This window comes from Pseudoalteromonas sp. NZS11 (assembly GCF_015864765.1).
In the GTDB taxonomy this organism is placed as follows: Bacteria; Pseudomonadota; Gammaproteobacteria; order Enterobacterales; family Alteromonadaceae; genus Pseudoalteromonas; species Pseudoalteromonas arctica.
Map to the genome: position 1 here is coordinate 165107 of NZ_JADYWP010000003.1, position 20405 is coordinate 185511.

Annotated in this window: 15 protein-coding genes and 1 riboswitch; of the genes, 9 read left to right on the forward strand and 6 right to left on the reverse strand. The window is 40.5% G+C overall.

From position 1 onward, the window contains the following. The first annotated feature begins 132 nt into the window (after positions 1–132). The 6 genes from dapB (at position 133) to ribB (ending at position 8642) form a co-directional block, all read left to right on the forward strand. Positions 133–936, forward strand: coding sequence for a 4-hydroxy-tetrahydrodipicolinate reductase (gene dapB, locus I6E82_RS07865; RefSeq protein ID WP_024592675.1), 804 nt, complete (start codon positions 133–135; stop codon positions 934–936). Between the two features lie 362 nt (positions 937–1298). Continuing rightward, a complete protein-coding gene (carA, locus tag I6E82_RS07870) occupies positions 1299–2435 on the forward strand; it encodes a glutamine-hydrolyzing carbamoyl-phosphate synthase small subunit (protein ID WP_007375827.1) in 1137 nt (378 codons plus the stop codon). A 16-nt stretch (positions 2436–2451) separates the two neighbouring features. Then, the gene (carB, locus tag I6E82_RS07875) at positions 2452–5670 is read left to right on the forward strand and encodes a carbamoyl-phosphate synthase large subunit (RefSeq protein ID WP_010553418.1); all 3219 of its coding nucleotides are present in this window, start codon (positions 2452–2454) and stop codon (positions 5668–5670) included. A gap of 48 nt (positions 5671–5718) precedes the next feature. Next, positions 5719–6195 (forward strand): transcription elongation factor GreA, encoded by a 477-nt coding sequence (gene greA / locus I6E82_RS07880; protein WP_010553419.1) that lies wholly within the window; start codon positions 5719–5721, stop codon positions 6193–6195. A gap of 241 nt (positions 6196–6436) precedes the next feature. Beyond that, positions 6437–7495 (forward strand): S66 family peptidase, encoded by a 1059-nt coding sequence (locus I6E82_RS07885; RefSeq protein ID WP_197117419.1) that lies wholly within the window; start codon positions 6437–6439, stop codon positions 7493–7495. 80 nt (positions 7496–7575) lie between these two features. Continuing rightward, a riboswitch (FMN riboswitch) is annotated at positions 7576–7742 on the forward strand. 246 nt (positions 7743–7988) lie between these two features. After that, positions 7989–8642: a 3,4-dihydroxy-2-butanone-4-phosphate synthase gene (gene ribB / locus I6E82_RS07890; RefSeq protein WP_165722558.1), complete on the forward strand. Its 654-nt coding sequence runs from the start codon at positions 7989–7991 to the stop codon at positions 8640–8642. Between the two features lie 79 nt (positions 8643–8721). Here the strand turns inward: ribB and I6E82_RS07895 are convergent, their stop codons facing one another. Together I6E82_RS07895 and I6E82_RS07900 are read right to left on the reverse strand one after the other, a co-directional pair. After that, a complete protein-coding gene (locus I6E82_RS07895; protein ID WP_024592671.1) occupies positions 8722–9378 on the reverse strand; it encodes a nitroreductase family protein in 657 nt (218 codons plus the stop codon). Positions 9379–9746: 368 nt separating this feature from the next. Beyond that, on the reverse strand, positions 9747–10772 hold the full coding sequence (locus I6E82_RS07900) for a zinc-binding alcohol dehydrogenase family protein (protein WP_197117421.1): 1026 nt from the start codon (positions 10770–10772) through the stop codon (positions 9747–9749). A 133-nt stretch (positions 10773–10905) separates the two neighbouring features. Here I6E82_RS07900 and I6E82_RS07905 point away from each other — a divergent pair, with 133 nt between their 5' ends. Beyond that, a complete protein-coding gene (locus I6E82_RS07905) occupies positions 10906–11844 on the forward strand; it encodes a LysR family transcriptional regulator (protein WP_197117423.1) in 939 nt (312 codons plus the stop codon). A 12-nt stretch (positions 11845–11856) separates the two neighbouring features. Here the strand turns inward: I6E82_RS07905 and I6E82_RS07910 are convergent, their stop codons facing one another. The 3 genes from I6E82_RS07910 to I6E82_RS07920 form a co-directional block, all read right to left on the reverse strand. Next, the gene (locus tag I6E82_RS07910) at positions 11857–12747 is read right to left on the reverse strand and encodes a dienelactone hydrolase family protein (protein ID WP_197117425.1); all 891 of its coding nucleotides are present in this window, start codon (positions 12745–12747) and stop codon (positions 11857–11859) included. A 228-nt stretch (positions 12748–12975) separates the two neighbouring features. Continuing rightward, entirely contained in the window at positions 12976–16125 is a 3150-nt protein-coding gene (locus tag I6E82_RS07915; RefSeq protein ID WP_197117427.1) for an efflux RND transporter permease subunit, read from the reverse strand. Positions 16126–16127: 2 nt separating this feature from the next. Next, positions 16128–17306: an efflux RND transporter periplasmic adaptor subunit gene (locus I6E82_RS07920; RefSeq protein ID WP_165722539.1), complete on the reverse strand. Its 1179-nt coding sequence runs from the start codon at positions 17304–17306 to the stop codon at positions 16128–16130. 169 nt (positions 17307–17475) lie between these two features. Between I6E82_RS07920 and I6E82_RS07925 the strand changes: the two genes are divergently transcribed. Further along, the gene (locus tag I6E82_RS07925; protein ID WP_024612699.1) at positions 17476–17739 is read left to right on the forward strand and encodes a YkgJ family cysteine cluster protein; all 264 of its coding nucleotides are present in this window, start codon (positions 17476–17478) and stop codon (positions 17737–17739) included. 204 nt (positions 17740–17943) lie between these two features. Next, positions 17944–18414, forward strand: coding sequence for a hypothetical protein (locus I6E82_RS07930; RefSeq protein ID WP_024607554.1), 471 nt, complete (start codon positions 17944–17946; stop codon positions 18412–18414). A 108-nt stretch (positions 18415–18522) separates the two neighbouring features. On the opposite strand, the gene I6E82_RS07935 is transcribed toward I6E82_RS07930, so the two are convergent. Next, entirely contained in the window at positions 18523–20388 is a 1866-nt protein-coding gene (locus tag I6E82_RS07935; protein ID WP_197117429.1) for a TonB-dependent receptor plug domain-containing protein, read from the reverse strand. Positions 20389–20405 lie beyond the last annotated feature (17 nt).

The following is a 20405-nucleotide window of genomic DNA, read 5'->3' on the forward strand; positions in this document are numbered from 1 at the left end:
ACAAAGTAACGCTATTTTCAGCGATTAATATTTGTCCAACTGCATAAAAATACCTAAGCGCGTATTTGTAATGCACCGGATATATACTTAGATTAGTAAAAAACGGATCCAAATTTAAATTAGGTAAAAACAATGACTACAAATCGAATAGGCGTTTTTGGTGCTAATGGCAGAATGGGCTTAGCTTTATTAGAAGCCGCGACAATTAAAGAGCAAACACAACTTACAGGTGCATACGTTCGTAGCAGTTCATCGTTATTAGGTATTAATGTAAATCAAGTAAATAGCGCCGCCGATAACAGTGTTAGCTTTAGCGAAGAAACCACAATAGATAATGTAGATGTTTTAATCGACTTTACGCTTCCCGCTGGTATGAAAAACCATTTAAAAACCGCTGTAGCACAAAAAATTCCTATGGTTATTGGTACAACGGGCTTAACAAGCGACGATATGGCACTTTTACACGATGCCGCTAAGCATATTCCTATTGTATTTGCGCGAAACTACAGTGTAGGAGTCAATGTACTACTGAACCTTGTGCAAACCGCAGCGACCAAATTTGGTGACGATTTAGATATTGAAATATTTGAAGCGCATCATCGTCATAAAATCGATGCGCCATCGGGCACAGCATTAGCCATTGGCGAATCAATTGCACAGGCTAAAGGCTGGGACCACGACGAGGTTGCTGTATACGACCGCAGCCAAGTGGAGACAGCTAAATCGCAAAATGAAATTGGTTATTCGGTACTAAGAGGGGGCGATATAGTAGGTGAACACACCGCATACTTCGCTACAATGGGCGAAAGGCTCGAATTAACCCATAAAGCAAGTTCAAGAATGACATTCGCTCTAGGTGCTGTAAGGGCTGCAAGCTGGTTGAAAAATAAACCTGTAGGACTTTATGATATGCAAGATGTACTAGATCTGAAGTAGTTTAGTTACTTTTTTAACTGTTTGGGTCTAATTTTGCCTACAGTGACTTGTTTGTAACAATTTACTAAATAATATTAGACCTAAAAGCTAACTTAATGTAATATGCAGCCAATTTGCCAAAAATTACTAAATGCGTGTTTCCAATTATACCCAAGTGGCTAGTAAATCCGGGGTTTCAGTGGGAATAAAAATAGTTTTAGGCAAGAAAAAATGATTGAAGGTTGAATGCTTTACATCTGCATCATTTAAGACTGCGTAAAACAATTTAAGCTCACAGAAATCTGGTTTTGACGATCCCTCTGGGTATTGGCGGGGTGTTAAGCAATTGCTTACTCCCGTTTTTTACTGTTAGGAGGTTTAACTTGACTAAATCCGCTCTGTTAGTCCTAGAAGACGGCACAGTGTTTCGCGGTACTGCAATCGGCGCTGACGGCATGTCAGTCGGTGAAGTAGTATTCAATACGTCTATGACTGGTTATCAAGAAATTTTGACTGATCCATCATACGCGGAACAAATCGTAACTTTGACGTACCCACATATCGGTAATACGGGTACCAACAGCGAAGACGAAGAAGCGAATCAAATTTGGGCTAAAGGCCTAGTGATCCGTGATTTGCCACTGCTAGCGAGTAATTTTCGTAACGAGCAATCGTTAGATGATTACTTAAAAGAACGTAATATTTTAGGTATTGCGGACATCGACACCAGAAAGTTAACTCGAATTTTGCGTGATAAAGGCGCACAAAACGGGTGTATTATTGCTGGCGACGAGCTAGACGAAAATAAAGCGCTACAAGCCGCGCAAGCCTTCCCAGGCTTAAAAGGTATGGATTTAGCAAAAGTTGTCTCAACCAAGGAAAATTTTGAGTGGCGCGAATCAAGCTGGACATTAGGCGAAGGATTTAAAACCCTTGATGCTGCTGATGAAAAGTTTCATGTTGTTGCCTACGACTTCGGTGTAAAGCGTAATATTTTACGTATGCTTGTAGACCGTGGTTGTAAACTTACAGTAGTACCAGCGCAAACTTCTGCCGCTGACGTACTGGCTTTAAACCCTGATGGTATCTTCCTATCTAATGGCCCTGGCGATCCTGAGCCATGTACTTACGCTATTGATGCAATTAAAACCTTTTTAGAAACCGACACACCTATTTTTGGTATCTGTTTAGGTCATCAGTTATTAGCCCTTGCCTCAGGTGCTAAAACAGAAAAAATGAAATTTGGCCACCACGGCGCTAACCACCCAGTTAAAGACCTAGACCGCGATGTAGTTATGATCACAGCTCAAAACCATGGTTTTGCAGCTCAAGAGTCAAGCCTGCCAAGTACGCTTCGTGCTACGCACAAATCGTTATTTGACGGAACGCTTCAAGGTATTCATCGTACAGATAAACCTGCGTTTAGCTTCCAGGGTCACCCTGAAGCAAGCCCTGGTCCGCACGATGCAGCCCCATTATTTGACCACTTCATCGATTTGATGCAAGCGCGTAAACACTAATTTAACTGGAGTAATAATGCCAAAACGTACCGACATAAAAAGCATTCTTATCTTAGGCGCAGGCCCAATTGTAATTGGTCAAGCTTGTGAATTTGACTACTCTGGTGCTCAAGCGTGTAAAGCACTTAGAGAAGAAGGCTACAGAGTTATATTAGTTAACTCAAACCCTGCAACTATCATGACCGACCCTGATATGGCCGATGCGACTTACATCGAACCAATTCACTGGGAAGTGGTAGAAAAAATTATTGAAAAAGAAAAGCCAGATGCAGTACTGCCTACAATGGGTGGTCAAACGGCATTAAACTGTGCGCTTGAACTAGACAAGCACGGTGTATTGGCTAAACATGGTGTTGAACTAATTGGTGCAACGGCTGATGCAATCGACAAAGCAGAAAACCGTGAACGCTTTGACGTAGCAATGAAAAATATTGGTCTTGAATGTCCTCGTGCTGAGATTGCTCACTCTATGGATGAAGCCAAAGACATCATAACGCGCATTGGTTTACCATGTATTATCAGGCCTTCTTTTACTATGGGCGGCACCGGCGGCGGTGTGGCGTATAATTTAGAAGAGTTTGAAGAAATTTGTGAACGAGGCTTAGATTTATCGCCAACGAACGAATTACTAATTGATGAATCACTGATTGGTTGGAAAGAGTACGAAACAGAAGTTGTACGTGATAAAAACGACAACTGTATTATTGTTTGTACCATTGAAAACTTTGACCCTATGGGTGTTCACACTGGCGATTCAATCACCGTTGCACCAGCGCAAACGCTAACCGACAAAGAATACCAAATTATGCGTAACGCCTCTATGGCAGTATTACGTGAAATTGGTGTAGAAACTGGCGGTTCTAACGTGCAGTTTGGTATTAATCCTGAAGATGGCCGTATGGTTATTATTGAGATGAACCCACGTGTATCACGTTCATCTGCATTAGCATCAAAAGCAACGGGTTTCCCAATTGCTAAAATTGCAGCAAAACTAGCAGTAGGTTATACGCTTGACGAGCTTCAAAACGACATTACTGGTGGCAAAACTCCCGCGTCTTTTGAGCCTTCAATCGATTACGTTGTTACAAAAATTCCTCGCTTTAACTTTGAAAAATTTGCCGGTGCAAACGACCGTTTAACTACGCAAATGAAATCAGTTGGCGAAGTAATGGCAATTGGTCGTAACCAACAAGAGTCGTTGCAAAAAGCATTACGTGGTCTTGAAGTGGGTGCAACGGGATTTAACCCGATAGTTGCGCTTGATGATCCTAAAGCAAAAGAAAAAATCATTCGTGAACTACGCGAGCCAGGCGCTGAGCGTATTTGGTACATTGCCGATGCAATGCGCCATGGCATGAGTGTTGATGATGTTTACGAACTGACTAAAGTTAACCGCTGGTTCTTAGTACAAATAGAAGACATTTTAAAAGACGAAGCAAAAATAGCGAAAGTAGGCATGGCGGGTTTAAATGCTGACTTCCTACGTAAACTTAAACGTAAAGGCTTTGCAGATCCGCGTATAGCAGAAATTGCAGGTGTATCTGAAGCTGAAATTCGTAAAAAACGTCATTTATTAAACATCGTGCCAGTATACAAACGTGTTGATACGTGTGCAGCAGAATTTAGCTCAGACACTGCTTACATGTACTCAACTTACGATGAAGAGTGTGAAGCTAACCCAACAGATCGTGATAAAATCATGGTTATTGGTGGTGGTCCAAACCGTATCGGTCAAGGTATTGAGTTTGATTACTGTTGTGTACATGCCTCGCTTGCGCTTCGCGAAGACGGTTACGAAACTATTATGGTTAACTGTAACCCTGAAACGGTATCTACCGATTACGATACATCTGACAGGTTATACTTTGAACCAATTACGCTTGAAGACGTACTCGAAATCGTACGTGTTGAAAAGCCAAAAGGCGTTATCGTACAGTACGGTGGTCAAACACCACTTAAGCTAGCGCGTGAGCTTGAAGCCAATGGCGTACCAGTGATTGGTACTTCACCTGATGCGATTGACCGTGCAGAAGACCGCGAACGTTTCCAACAACTTGTTGAGCGTTTAAACTTACTTCAGCCAGAAAATGCAACAGTAACTTCAACCGAAGAAGCCTTACTTAAATCAGTTGAAATTGGCTTCCCGTTAGTAGTACGCCCGTCGTATGTACTAGGTGGTCGTGCAATGGAAATTGTATACGACGAAGATGATTTACGTCGCTACATGACCGAAGCTGTACAAGCATCAAACGAAGCACCTGTATTACTGGACCGTTTCTTAGATAACGCGATTGAAGTTGACGTTGACGCAATTTGTGACGGCGAGCAAGTAATTATCGGCGGTATTATGGAGCACATTGAGCAAGCGGGTGTTCACTCGGGTGACTCAGCCTGTTCATTACCAGCACATTCTTTATCACAAGAAGTGCAAGATGTAATGCGCAAGCAAGTAACCGACATGGCGCTTGAACTTGGTGTTGTTGGCTTGATGAATACACAGTTTGCAGTAAAAGAAGACAAAGTGTACTTAATCGAAGTTAACCCGCGTGCTGCACGTACTGTACCGTTTGTATCAAAAGCAACCGGTGTGGCGCTTGCAAAAGTAGCTGCACGTTGTATGGCTGGTCAGTCTTTAGCAAGCCAAGGTATTACTAAAGAAGTGATCCCTCCTTACTACAGCGTTAAAGAAGTTGTTTTACCATTTGCTAAGTTTCAGGGTGTGGATCCAATCCGTGGTCCTGAGATGCGTTCAACAGGTGAAGTGATGGGTGTTGGTGATACTTTCGCCGAAGCATTCGCAAAAGCACAATTAGGTGCAAGCAACACTTTACCACGCGGTGGTCGCGCGCTATTATCTGTTCGTAATAGCGATAAGCCACGTATTGTTGAATTAGCCAAAATCATGACCGACTTAGGTTTTGAACTTGACGCAACTGGTGGCACGGCACAAGCTCTTGAAGAAGCTGGCATTGAAGTACGACGTGTAAACAAAGTATATGAAGGCCGCCCGCATATTCTTGATTATATCAAGAATAAAGAGTACAGCTATATCGTTAATACCACCGAAGGTCGCCAAGCGATCGAAGATTCGAAGGTGTTACGTCGTGGTGCATTGCAAAATAAAACCAACTATACGACAACCTTGAACGCGGCATTCGCTAACTGTACTGCTAATAAAGCAGATGACCGCAGCAAAGTGACGTCAGTTCAAGAGCTACATCTGCGATTGAACTAAGGAAATGTGCCAAGGCCAACTAGGGCCTTGGTGTTAAGTGAGAAAAGTATGCAATCAATTCCGATGACAGTTCGTGGCGCAGATTTACTGCGTAAAGAGCTTAACGAATTAAAAACAGTTACCCGTCCTAAAATCGTAAGTGATATTGCGGTTGCACGTGAACATGGTGACTTAAAAGAAAACGCTGAATACCACGCTGCGCGTGAGCAACAGGGTTTTTGTGAAGGGCGTATTCAAGAAATTGAAGCTAAACTTTCAAATGTTCAAATTATCGACGTAACTAAAATGCCAAATACCGGTAGAGTTATTTTTGGCACTACGGTAACTATTGTAAATATAGAAACCGATGCTGAAGTAAAATACCGTATTGTGGGCGATGACGAAGCAAATATTAAAAACAACTTAATATCTGTTAACTCACCGATTGCACGTGGCTTAATTGGTAAACAAATGGACGACGCAGTGTCTATTCAAACGCCAAAAGGTATTGTTGAGTTCGAAATCATTGAAGTTGAGTATCTTTAACGCATAACTCACTTTAACGTTTTTAAATAAAAACCGATGTAATTACATCGGTTTTTTTATGTCTGTAATTTAACCTTTAATGGTAGGCGTGTTTGTACAGTATTCATATTCTATAAATATGGTCTATGTTGGTATAGTAGGTACTTATATCAATTTACTAAAAACATGAGCATTTAGCGCATCAAATAACTCGCTGATTTAATGTAATTGGTATTAACGTATTCTCTAAAAAGGAAAATATATGCCTAATATACTTTACCCAGCGCCTTTAAAAGTAGGATCAAAAATAGCAATTTGTTCACTTTCATCAGGCCTTAAAGAAAAGTACCATGCACGGTTAGACATTGTTATTAATGGATTAAAACATCGAGGATATGATGTTGTTGAAGGAGAGTTTTTACGCCAAAGCAAACCGCATGGACAGCTTAACGCTAAAGCGCACGCTCAGCAGTTAATGGGTTTTTTATTAGATGATGAGATAGATGCAATTATGCCTCCATTTGGTGGCGAGCTTGCAATGGAAATACTGCCCCTACTTGATTTTCATGCAATTAAAGAAGCAAAGCCTAAATGGTTAGTTGGGTTCTCTGATGTAAGCACCATTGCATGCGCACTCACGGCAAAATGCCAATGGGCAACACTACACAGTGCTAATCTTATGCAGTTACATCCTGACGAAAAAAGTCCTTATTGCCTGCAAATATTTGAAACACTAAGTTATGAAGCAGGTAGCAAATTTGAGCAAGCCCCGTCATCGCATTATCAAAAAAATAGACCTGATTACGTACAAAACCCAAATGCATTGTTTGAACACACAGAAGTTACTCAGTGGCAGTGTTTAAATTACTTTGATGAACGCACTATTGAAATGTCGGGTCGCTTATTTGGTGGCTGTTTAGATACAGTCGGCTTATTACTCGACTCTCCATTTTTGGCACTACATGAATTTAAAAAACACAGTGCACCCGAAGGGCTTATTTTATACCTAGAAAACTCAGAGCTGACGCCAACAACCGTTGCACGGTTTTTACTTTCATTAAAATTAGCAGGTATATTTGACGATATAAACGGTATTATTATTGGTCGCAGCGTGATCACTCAAGGTCAAGATGCTTCTTTTGATTACCGTCACGCGCTTGATGTTGCACTAGGTGGGTGTTTATTTCCTGTGATTATTGATGCCGATATTGGTCATGCTCCACCTAACTTAAATTTAGTAAACGGCGCTACTTGTACAATCACCGCTGACATAAATGAAGGTAAAGTAGTCAAAGCCTCATTAAATACCGAGCTTTGTTAGAAGTTTATTCACTTACCTTTGATAAGTAATTAAGTTAAAGGGTATAATAAGCCCGCTTTTATAGCGCTTTAGTTATAAAAGTACATTCTCAGGGCGGGGCGAAATTCCCCACCGGCGGTATGTCTAATGTTATTTATAACTTAGACGAGCCCGCGAGCGCTTTATTTAACCTAGGTTAAGTAAAGGTCAAGCAGATCTGGTGAGATGCCAGAGCCGACGGTTAAAGTCCGGATGAAAGAGAATATGGCTTATTATACTAATACCAATTTTATTAAAGACACGATCATTGTATCGCGTTAAGTGAGCTATTTTTTAGCGCTATAACAGGTTACTAATTTAATGCCGTTGGTATAACAGTGTGCGCTGCTTTTTGCTGCGTGCTTTTTGTTATTTTATTTAAGCTATTTTGGTAGTGATCGTTTTAAATTTAAAGCGATATATTACTGATCCTTTCACAGTCCTGAATCTATTATTTTTTATTTGGAATATAATGATGATTCAGTCTCTACTTACTCAATTCGGCGAAAGCCATATCCGCGTACAAAGCGCAATTACTGCACTACAGCAAGGGCAAGGCGTACTTGTTGTTGATGATGAAAACCGTGAAAATGAAGGCGACTTTGTATTTTCAGCTGAGCATTTAACGACTTCTCAAATGGCCGAAATGATCCGCGAAGGCAGCGGTATTGTTTGCTTATGCATGGGGGAGGAGCGCATTAAACAGCTCGACTTACCGCAAATGGTAGCTAACAATACGAGTCAAAATAACACCGCTTATACAGTCACTATTGAAGCTAAGCATGGCGTTACAACAGGCGTGTCTGCTGCTGATAGAGTAACTACTATAAAAGCAGCGACAGACGATAACGCCAAACCAAGTGATTTATCGCGCCCAGGGCATGTATTTGGTTTAAAAGCACAAACGGGCGGAGTATTAGTTCGTCGTGGTCATACCGAAGCATCCGTTGATTTAATGCAGCTTGCCGGCTTAAAACCATTTGGCGTAATATGCGAACTAACAAATCCCGATGGTTCAATGGCGCGCTTACCTGAGGTGAGTGATTATGCTAATAAACATAATATGACCGTGGTTTCTATTGAAGATTTAGTGCAATACATTCAGGCTGCGCAGCTTCAAGTAAGTTAAACTGCTTTAAAGCAAAAAACCACTTATTTAAATAAGTGGTTTTTTAATATTGTTATCATTTAAGTTTATAACGTATTACTTATAAAACCTGAATAACTTGCTCTTTTGCCAAGCGAGATTTAGGTAATTTAGCATTATAATCTTCTGCGCTATCGTGATAGCCAAGTACTAATGCTACGTCGCACACGTAACCATCGAGTTCTTTTTCAAAAACTTCGCCAATCAGCTCGGCATCTACGCCTTCCATTGGAGTAGAGTCAATGCCTAAACGTGCAGCTGCATGCATAGTGTTACCCAGTGCAATGTAAGTTTGTGCTTTAGTCCACTCTTCATTATTGCCTTGCTCATCAGTATTCATATCAACAAACGCGTAAGCACCAAAAGCTTGTTCGCGATTTTCTGCTTTAGTACGACCATTTTTAATATCTGCATCAATGATTTGTGCGTAATCATCGCGGGTATATTTAGGGTTGTGAGCAAATAATATTATATGCGAAGCTGTTTTAATGTGTGGCTGGTTAAACGCAAATTTATTAGCAAATGTACTATGCATACGCTCTTTAGCCTCATCTGATTCAATTACGATGAATTTCCAAGGCTGCGAGTTAATAGATGAAGGAGACAGGCGCATAGCTTCGTAAATAACGGCTAAATCGTCTTGAGATACACGTTTCGTTGCATCATAACGTTTTGCTGTGTAGCGCTTTTCTAAGTCATTAATAATAGGGTGAGTCATTAGTTTTTCCATTGAGTAGGTGTTTTACCAGTATTTACTATGTTGAGTCAGTTTTAGTAAAAACAAACCCTTTTAAAAATTTATTACAAAAATAATATCGTGCTTTTAAATCACTCTACTTACTTAATACAATCGATATATCTACGTAACGTAAGGCTTATCAATATAGCTATGTGCGGATAGTAGAGGATTATTACAATATGATAAACAGGTATATGGTTGAATCATTATCAAATATTATTAGGTAATAGTTTCTTTAATAAATATAAATACAGCAAAAGCCACCCCGAAATATTGGCTGGAGACGCCAATTGCATTGGCGCCTTTAATCAATTCAGGTATAAATAAGGCGTGTAATATTTATAGAATTAAAAACCTTCCAACACTATTTTGCCAATAGAGCGACCTTCTTCAAGTTCTGTGTGTGCAATACGCAGGTTAGCCGCATTTATAGTGCCTAAGTTTTTACCAATCGTGGTTTGAATGTAGCCTTGGTCAATCAAATCGGCAACATGATTTAATAACTTACTTTGCTCAATTAAATCTTTGGCATTAAACATTGAGCGGGCAAACATAAATTCCCAATGTAGAGATAAACTCTTCATTTTTAATTTGCTAACATCTAATGACTCAGGATCGTCAATCATTGCAATTTTACCAAATGGTGCAAGTACCTCTGTATACGCTTCAAAGTAAGTATCAGTACTATGCAGGCTTGCTACATGTGTTACCGAGCCAATGTTTAACGCGTCAATTTGAGCAGGTAATGGTTTTGTATGGTCAACGACATAATCTGGGCCTAGTTTTTTAACCCATGCTTGAGAGCTTTCGCGCGATGCAGTGGCAATCACCGTTGCGCCAGTAATCGCTTTAGCAAGTTGAATAAAAATAGAGCCAACGCCGCCTGCGGCACCTGTTACTAAAATAACCTCGTCTGATTTTGTTGTTGTATCAGCAGCTTGTTTTACAATGTTTAAATGCTCAAATAATAATTCGTACGCTGTTATTGCAGTGAGGGGTAATGCAGCCGCTTCAGCATCGGTTAAGCTTTGCGGTTTAAAACCTACAATGCGCTCATCCACTAATTGAAATTCTGCATTACTACCTGGGCGGGTAATATCACCAGCGTAATAAACCGCATCACCGAGTTTAAATGCCGTTACAGCATCGCCGATTGCAACAACTTCACCAACTGCATCCCAACCAATAACTTTTACTTCACCCTCAGCAGGGGGCATAGATGCACGCACTTTGTAATCTGCTGGGTTAACTGCAATTGCTTTAACTTTAATTAATAAGTCGCGACCTGTTGCAACTGGCTGTGGTAATTCAACATCAATTAACGATTCAGGATTAGTAACAGGAAGAGATTTTTTATAACCAATAGCTTTCATAATAAATGTCCTAATTTGTTTACATATAAGGTGCAAGCCATGTTTTAGCTAGCTGATAGATATATAGTAGACCTTGCTTTAATGTAGATAAACCGCATAATCGTTGAATCATTATCAAATATAAATAGATAATATGAACATAGAAGATTTAAAACTTATTTTAAAAGTCGCTGAGTTTAGAAGTATTACGCTAGCAGCTGCTAAGTTAGATATGCGTACAGCCACAGCAAGCGCCGCTATTAAACGCGTGGAGTCAGCGCTTGGTAGCGAGCTGTTTGTTCGTACCACACGTCATTTGAGGTTGTCGGCTGCAGGGGAGCGCTACATACCACAATGTGAACAGGCTTTAGCAGTGCTTGAGCTCGCAAAACAAAACCTTAAAGGTGAACACGACGAAATAGAAGGCGAATTGCGTGTTGCACTTTCATCTGACTTAGGGCGTAACTTGGTGATCCCATGGATTGATGAACTCATGGACACTTATCCAAAGCTAAGTTTAAGAACCCATATAAGTGATAGTAATATCGACTTTTATCGTGACTCAGTTGATATAGCACTTCGTTATGGCTCGCCTAATGATGCTAGCGTTTATGGTTTTAAAATTTGTAACGTACCGCGCTTATTATGTGCAACTCACGAATACCTCTTACAAAACGGGACTCCCGTGCATCCTGATGATTTAGCGTCGCATCAAGGTTTGTTTTATCAGTTGCAGGATATTATAAATAATACGTGGGAATTCAGTGATGGTGAATCAAAATATAAAGTTAAAATGGATGGCAGGCGCGCCTCAAACGATGGCGATTTAGTCAGGCGCTGGTGCGTTGCGGGTAAGGGCTTAGCTGTAAAGTCGGCACTTGATATAGCCGACGATTTACTCAATGACAGGGTAGTTACTGTTATGCCAAATTATCAACATGTTAATGGTGAACTTTGGCTTATTTGCCCAAGTAGGCAGTCAATAACCCCTGCGGTGCGTTTACTACGTGATGCATGCAGAGCAAAATCCCAAGCTATTCTGCAGCAGTTGGTAAATAAAGGAATTATTGATAAAAGCGTATTAAAGGATTAATACGCAATCAGATCAACTTAGCTTTTTATTAAAAAACTCAACGGTACGTTGCCATGCAAGCTCGGCATTGTCTTTATCATAACGACCTGTAGAGTCGTTATGAAATCCATGATTTGCCCCTTTATACATATGCATAGTGTATTCAACATTATTGGCTTTTAAGTCTTGTTCGTACTGTGGCCAAGACGCGTTTACACGTTTATCTAGCTCGCCCAATTGAATCATTAAAGGTGCTTTAATATTTTTACGTAAACTTTCGCTGGCTGGAGTACCGTAAAAAGGCACTCCGGCGCTGATTAAGTTGCTATCTACTGCCGCTAAATAATTAACAATGTAGCCGCCAAAACAAAAACCGACAGCGCCTAACTTACCGTTACTGTTAGCATGCGATTTTAAAAAGTGCGCTGCGGCAACAAAATCGTTTTGAATTTTAGCGCGATCCATGTTTTTTTGCATAGCGCGTCCTTCATCATCATTACCAGGGTAGCCACCCAGTGGAAATAGCGCATCGGGTGCAAATGCAATAAAGCCTACCTTCGCTAAGCGTCTTGCTACATCCTTTACGTATGGGTTTAATCCACGGTTTTCGTGTATCACAAGAACAACAGGAAGCTTACCTTCTATGTTTTTAGGGGTTGCTAAGTAACCTTTGCCTTTACCGTGCCCGTCTGGCGAATCGAATTCTTCGTATGTTGCTTTAATATCATCGTCATTAAACGATACTTGTTCAGCAAGTGCATAGTTAGGTAATAATGCTGATGTAAGTACAGCCATCGAAAAGCCAAGAGCAGCAAGGCCACCGAGTTTTTTCATAAAAGTACGTCGGTCCATTAAACCGTGGGCGTATTCGTCATACCAATCAAAGGCTTCTTGAGGAATGTGATCAGAGGGAGATGTATTCATGGCTGTTCCTTAACTTTATTATGTCTATTTATTATTTAAATACCATAACGTATTAGGGATAAAAAACGAGCAATATTTCTCTCAATTATTAGGGGGGTTAATAAATCCTGCTTGTTAAACAATGGGTAGTAAAGGCAGTATTAGCAAATAGGTGAATATCATTTTTAAGCTAAAAATAAAAAGCTCGGCATAATATGCCGAGCTTTTTTGGTTGGGATATTACTTAATTTAGCTATTTGTAGGCGCTGGTTGGGCATCTACTAGTGATGGCTTACCACGCATTTTACGTACTAATCGTTTAGCATCTTCTAGTGCAACGTACTGGCACGGTATAAGTATCAGTGTGATTACTGTGGCGAATAACACACCAAAAGCAAGTGATACAGCCATTGGGATAACAATTTTAGCTTGTAAACTCGTTTCAAAAATAATTGGCATTACACCAATAAAGGTAGTGATTGAGGTAAGTAATATCGCTCTAAAGCGACGAGCACCGGCTTGCATTACAGCATCCTTAATCGCAACACCTTCAGCGCGTGCTTTATTTACAAAATCAACCATAACGAGGGAATCATTTACGACCACACCCGCTACAGCAATAATGCCAAACATCGATAAGCTACTCATGGTCATGCCTAAAATCATATGCCCAAACATCGCGCCAACTACACCAAACGGAATAACCGACATTATAATAAGTGGCTGCGAGTAAGAGCGAAGCGGAATGGCTAACAAGGCAAATATAATCATCATTGATATACCAAAATCACGAAGCTGCTCTGAAGCGCTATCCATCTCTTCTTGAATGCGCCCAGCTACATCACTTGTAACGCCAGGGTAGCTTTTAAGTAATGTTGGTAAGTATTCATCACGAATTTCTTCTGCAATTGCAAATGGTTCGGCTTGGTCGGTATTTACCGCAGCCCATACGTTTACAGTACGTTTAGAGTTTTCGCGGCGAATACGGTTTACACCGTCAACCAACTTAACTTCGGCTATTTCACTTAGCGGTACTTCAGCGCCTGTAGGCGTAATAATACGCACACTTGCGATGTCACTTATTGAGTTACGTTCGTCTTCTGGATAGCGAATCATGACTTTAATTTCTTCGCCTTCACGCAATATTCGCTGCGCTTCTAAGCCGTAGTAACTAAAGCTAACTTGCGACGCTACATCAGCAAGCGTTAAACCCATGCTGTAAGCGAGTGGTTTTAAATCAAGTTGCACTTCGTCGGTAGCGCTTTGCATTGAATCGTTTACGTCGCCAACGCCTTCCATTGTTTGTAATTTGGCTTTTAATTTACCAGCCACTTCTTTTAGCTCGTCAGCATTTTTGCCTTCAAGTTTAAAGCTAACGTCGCCATCATCTCGACCGCCATTCATTATACTGTCTTGAATGGTCATGGTTTTAATGCCGGGTAAAGCGGGCATTTGCTCGCGCCATAACGCACTTAGGGCAAAGGTGTCGATAGGGCGTAAATCAGGCTCTACCAAAATGGCCATAATATTTGCTTGCGTTCGTCCGCGCAGGCTTACCGATAAATCGCGGATCATCGGTTTACCGTATTGCTCTTGTAGTTGCTGATCGACCTTTAACAACACGCTTTCTATTTTACGTGCGGTTTCAAGCGTTGCTTGCTCAGATGAAGCAAGGTTCATCTCTATATCAATACGCGGAAAGTCGTGCGGTATTTTAGGGTTTGGTACAAACTTAACTAAACCACCTGCAAACATACCTGCGCTTACAATAAGCAAACACATAAAGCCAACAATTACGGTATAGCGGTAGTGAATACAGCGGCTAACAAAAGGAAGGTAGTAGTTGTTCACAAAGCCTTTTAAACCACTATCAATTACCATACGTAAGCGATGTAATAGGTTTTTAGGATTTGGTTTACGCGGATTCATTGCTGCAATATGCGCAGGTAAAATAAGTTTTGATTCAATGAGTGAAAAAATCAAACATAAAATAATCACGCCACCAATTGCCTTAGAAAAAGCAGCACCAGGGCCGGTTGCGAGTGTTTGTGGTAAAAATGCCGCAATAGTTGTTAGTACACCAAAGGTTGCTGGCATCGCAACACGTTTAACACCGCGCACTACGTTATCAAGTGTATGGCCGTATTTTTCTATTTCGGCACTGGCTGACTCGCCCACAACAATGGCGTCATCAACAACAATTCCGAGCACAAGTATAAAGGCAAAAAGAGAGGCTAAATTAATTGTTACGTCTAAAAAGCCAATGGGCATAAACAAAAAGGCACCCAGAAAAGACACCGGTAAACCCATCATTACCCAAAATGCCAAGCGTAACGGTAAAAATAGTGCCAGCACTATCATTACTAACAAGCCACCCCAAATCATGTTATCGACCATCATATCGAGTCGACCTTCAAGGTAGTAAGTTAAATCAACAATAGGAGATAGCTTAACACCTGCAGGTAAAAGTGGCTCTTTAGCCGCCATGTAGCTTTTAAGGACTTTTGCTACATCGGTAATATCTTGATCTTTTGATGCGTTAACTTCAAACGAGAGTGAATTTTTACCATTGTATTTTGAATACTGCAGACCTTCTTCAAAGCCATCATTAATAGTTGCAACATCGCCTAAATAAATTTGTGCGCCATCAGCAAGGGTAATAAGGGGGAGTTTTTCAAACTCAAAACCACGGTAGGCTTGTTTTTCAACACGCATCGAAATATAACCGTTTTCAGAGCGTATTTGCCCCGCCGACATATTGGCCGAAAAGTTTTGCACAGCGCCTGCAATATCTCTAAATGTTAAGCCGTACTCGCGCAGTTTATCAGGGCTGACTTCTATACCAATTTCGTATTCTAAGCCGCCGTTAAAATTAACAAGATTCACGTGAGGCAGTGCTTGTAACTCGTCTTTTATATCGTTGCCAAGCTCTTTTAACTGGTAGTTACTCATGTCGCCATAAAGCGCGAGTATCATTACTTCTTGCTCAAACTTATCGCGGCGAACAACAGGGCGCTCCATTCCCGCAGGAAAGGTGTTTATTGAATCAACTTGTACTTTAATTTCATCAAGTACTTCTTGTGGATTGTATTGTTCTTCTATTTCAATCCACGCTTGTGAAAAACCACGGTTAGAGTAAGTAATTAGGCGTTTAATGCCTTCAATACCTTCGAGGTTTTCCTCAACTTTTATGGTTATGCCTTCTTCAACTTCTTGCGGGGCTGCACCTGGGTAAACCGCTTGTACGCTTATCCAGTTACTTTCAAACTGTGGGAACATTTGTTTGCGAATGGTCATCGCCATTAAAATACCGCCCACTAATATAAATATCATTAGTAGGTTGGCAGCAACGGGATTTCGGGCAAACCATGCTATTAACCCTGTTTCACGAGTGTTCATGATTATTCCTCTTTCAGCGCAAGTTGAGTTACATCAGTTTTATCAGGCGCAATATCTTCAACTTTTACTGCCATACCTTCAGTTGGATACTCAAGCGCTGAGGTAATAATTTGCTCGCCATTTTTTAGCCCTTGGCTGGCTATAATCATGCCGTTTTGTTCGCGTATAATATTGAGAGTTTTAAACGACAATGTTAAATCGTCATTTAAAATGACAATTTTATTATCTTTAACTAAATGGTGCGCAACAATAATTGCGTTATCAAGCGGGCGACCTTCAATGGTAGCGTTAATATATGAACCAAAACGAAGAGGGCGTGTTTTATCGCCATAAGGTGTTGCAAGTTGTGCAACCAAGTAGCTCATACGGCTTGTTTGATCAACCACACCTTCGGTGCGAATTACTTTGGCTTGCCACATTGTTTGCTTACCCGCGTATTCTGCGTTAAATGTAACATTTGAGCCTACGCCGCCATTTTTTAAATATTGCAGTTCTTGGTCGGCAACGGGTAAACGGACCTCTGCAACTGAGGTTGCACTCAATGCACCAAAACTATTACCTGGGTTTACTACTGAACCCAAGCTAATTGTGCGTTCATTAATAATGGCATCGTATGGGGCTTTAATATAAGTACGTTCAAGATTGCGGCTAGCACGTTTAACACTTGCTTGAGCAGAGCGGTAACGCGCTAATTTTTCGGCCAGTTGTGGTTTACGTAAATAAAGTTCTGAGGCAATAGCTTCGCTTGAGTCCGATTTAATACGCTCCCATTCAGCTTTTGCTACATGTGCTTGTGCGCGTTCTATTTCAAGTGCTGAGCTTGCTTGAGCTAAACCTGCTTGCGCTTCAATAAAGTCTGCCTCGTAATCATTTGCATCAATTCGTGCTAAAATATCGCCTTGCTTTACAAACGCGCCTTCAACAAATTGATCTGATACCGAAATAACTTGCCCACTAACTTGTGCTATCAGCTCGGTACGGTCCTTTGGTTTAACAATGCCGTACGATTTAACATCGAGCGTTATAGAATCTAAAAGTATGCTTTGTGTTGCAACTAAAGGGCGTAAATCTTGCTCAGGCTTTTCTTCGGGTGGTTTTTTCATTGCCATAAAGGCGAAAGCTAAAGCAATACCGCCTGCTAAAACAGCAATTGGGAGTATTATTTGTTTTGTAGTAGCCACAAGGCATTCCTTCATAATTGGTGGTGACAGAGCAATAATACGCAATAAAGTGTTTACAAGGCGTTTTAAGATGTAACAAGGCATTACATATGTACATTACAACTCAACATGCGGCTAATTACGTTCCTAAAAAGGAATTAAAGTAAGTGTGTTTTATTCAGAGGATATTATGAAAACCGAATCGATGAGTTGCAGGCTAGGCTGCGGCGCATGTTGTATTGCGCCAAGTATTAGTTCGCCTATTCCAGGTATGCCAAATGGTAAAAAGGCCGGAGAGCGCTGTATTCAGCTGGACGAACGTAATTTATGTAAGTTATTTGGTGATTCAAGCCGACCTAAAGTATGTAGTGATTTTAGCGCCACATTTGATGTGTGCGGGTCAACAAATGCACAAGCTTTAGCACTTATTACAGAACTTGAAGAGCTAACTTAATCCTCGTTTTTAATACACATCTATTTACAATATATTATTAATAAAAATCTTCATAAGGTTAATAAAAGCAGTCGTTAATTTATTTAATGGCGAAATATTAGACATATTTAACTTTGTTGCTAATATAGGAAATTGTAAGATACTTTTTATAAATCTCATTTATAGGTGATTTCGTTCAATCTTAATTTTTAAAAGGAAAGAAAAATGAAAAATTTACTTACAGCATTTACATTAGGTGTGACTTTATTAGGTTGTTCAAACTTACCAATTAAAACCGATATTAAAGAAGACCACTTTAGACTCGAAAACTTTAAAAGAGAGCAGGGAGTAGATCTAGAATATGTCCACTTGATGTGCTTTAACAAAAAACCTACACAATGGGCTGAACCAAAGCAGTATATCAGTGGTGAGCATGATTTATGGGTAAAGGCGAGTGTTTCAAACCCTGATGTTTTAAATAGTCAAAAAGAAGCTTTTGTTAATTTTAACGTTAATTTAGATTCTGATAAAAGCTACATGCTAAATAGAAAAAGGGAAGGGGATAAAATATCAATCTGGATACAAGAAGTTGAAACCGGTACGGTTGTTTCGCCGGTTCTTACAGATGAGCTTAGTCGCCCTTTACAAATTGATAATGAGCTAAGAAAAAGACAATGTCGTTCTGGTTCAATATAAGCTGAGTAATCAAAGCTCTTAATATTTAGTATGCCGTTTATTTTTTGCTAAATATTTATTCAAAGACCTGTTTTAAATAAACAGGTCTTTGAATGTGATAGCTCAATTCTACCAACTATACGTTGCGCTTAACGTATATTGCTCACCTCGCCCTGGTGTACCAGGTATCTCTTCAAACGATTCACCCCATAGGTTATCTGCTGCTAAAGTAATAAATAAGTTTTTTAGCATTGGCGGCGTAATTTTTAACGTTAAATGAGTAAATAAAGCATCGTCGTCACTACCGCGCAGCGCATTTTCGTGCTGTTTGCGCCACTCGTTATCTATTCTAAACTGCAATATATCAGTAGGATTCCAAATTGCGCCGAGTGTTAGGCGGTGATCAGGAAAGTTTAATGCGTAAAAACTAGCATCAATATCTGCCGCACCGTAATTTTCTGATTTATGAAGGTAGGTGTAACTCGCTACAATTTCGGTTGTTTCAAAGTGTTTAGTTGCTAAGAACTCAATGCCCGTCGTATTTATATCTACAGGGTTTGCAAAGCGCGCTGAGCTTGAATCAAAATTAAACGTCCAATCGGTTAAGTTGTCATCTTTGCGATAAAAAATAGCCGAATTAAGTTGCCAAGTTTGCTCATCAACTAATAAACCTAGCTCTAGGCTTTTAGTCGTTTCGCGCTCAAGGGTGTAATTACTTCTAAATAACCCGCCTGAATCACTTCCACCAATCGCGGTATAGCCTGCTACTTGGCTTGCCTCTGCGTACGATAAATAAAACGTGCGCTCAAAACCTTTGCTGTTTTGTGTATTAAGCGTTACATCACCAATAAGTGACAGTTCTGAGTCGTCTCTATTTGTATCGTCAAACGCAGCACCTAAACGAAATGTAAGTTGTTTATTATCCTCAAGCGCCATTTTGTATTCAGGCAATACGCTTAATTTATAATACTTACGAGAGGTAAAGTTGTTTTCAAGCGTGGTAGATTCAATTGAGTCGTCAATAAACTGCGCTGAATAATTTACAGCAAATACATCGCTTTGAGCATGATGCCCCGATAGCGCTAACGACTTAACTTCACTTTTGTGAAACGCTTCAAAAGCGCTTGGATTTTCGCGAGAGTAAATATAATGATCGTCGTGTGTGCGGTAATAAGCCGACACTTCAAAGTTACTATCCTGCGCATAATTTTGCTTATGGTTTAGCATTAATAAGCGGGTTTCTAGCTCTTCTGTTTCGTTAACGCCAAATGGTGTGTACAAATTTGGCCAGCCAAAAAACTTATCTTGTGAGCCAAAAAATAAATCGGTTTGAGAATCAGCGCCAGCTAATTGAACGCGACCCGATGCACGCGTAAAGTCGTGATCGCCGTTATCAATAGTGCCATCGCTTTGTGAGTGAGAAATCTCACCTTCAAAACCAAGCTTCCAATCCTTTGCGCCTTCAAGGGGCATACTTACACCCGCATGTAAGCTTTGTAAGTTAAAATCATTTGTGCCAGTACCTACCGATACACTGCCGCCCGTGCTAATTGGTTTCCAGCCAAACGATACAGTGCCTACAGAGCTATTAGCACCATTAAGCGCATTGTCTGCGCCTGTTAAAATATAAGGGCCGGTAAGCATTTGCGGTGCAATAGGAATTTCAGCAAAGTAATGCCCAGACTGTGGGTCAAGTAAAGTAGCACTACCAACTCTAAAGCCGGTATTTTCAAAAATACCGCCACGTATAGTTACATCGGCTTGCGCTTCAGCCATATTACGTGATTGTAAATCAACACGTGGGTCATACTCTAAATTAGATACTGGAGAGTCAAATGTACCTACAGGTAATGTGTTTGCAGTGGGCGATGCCTCAACCGTTATTTTTTCGATTGCCGGTGATGCTTCAGTTTTATCAGTTACAGCTTCGCCGTAGGCAAAACTGCTCGCGCTGCATAGCAGTGCAGGGAGTATAAAGTGCGGTGACCATTTCATGTTGTGTGTCTCATTTT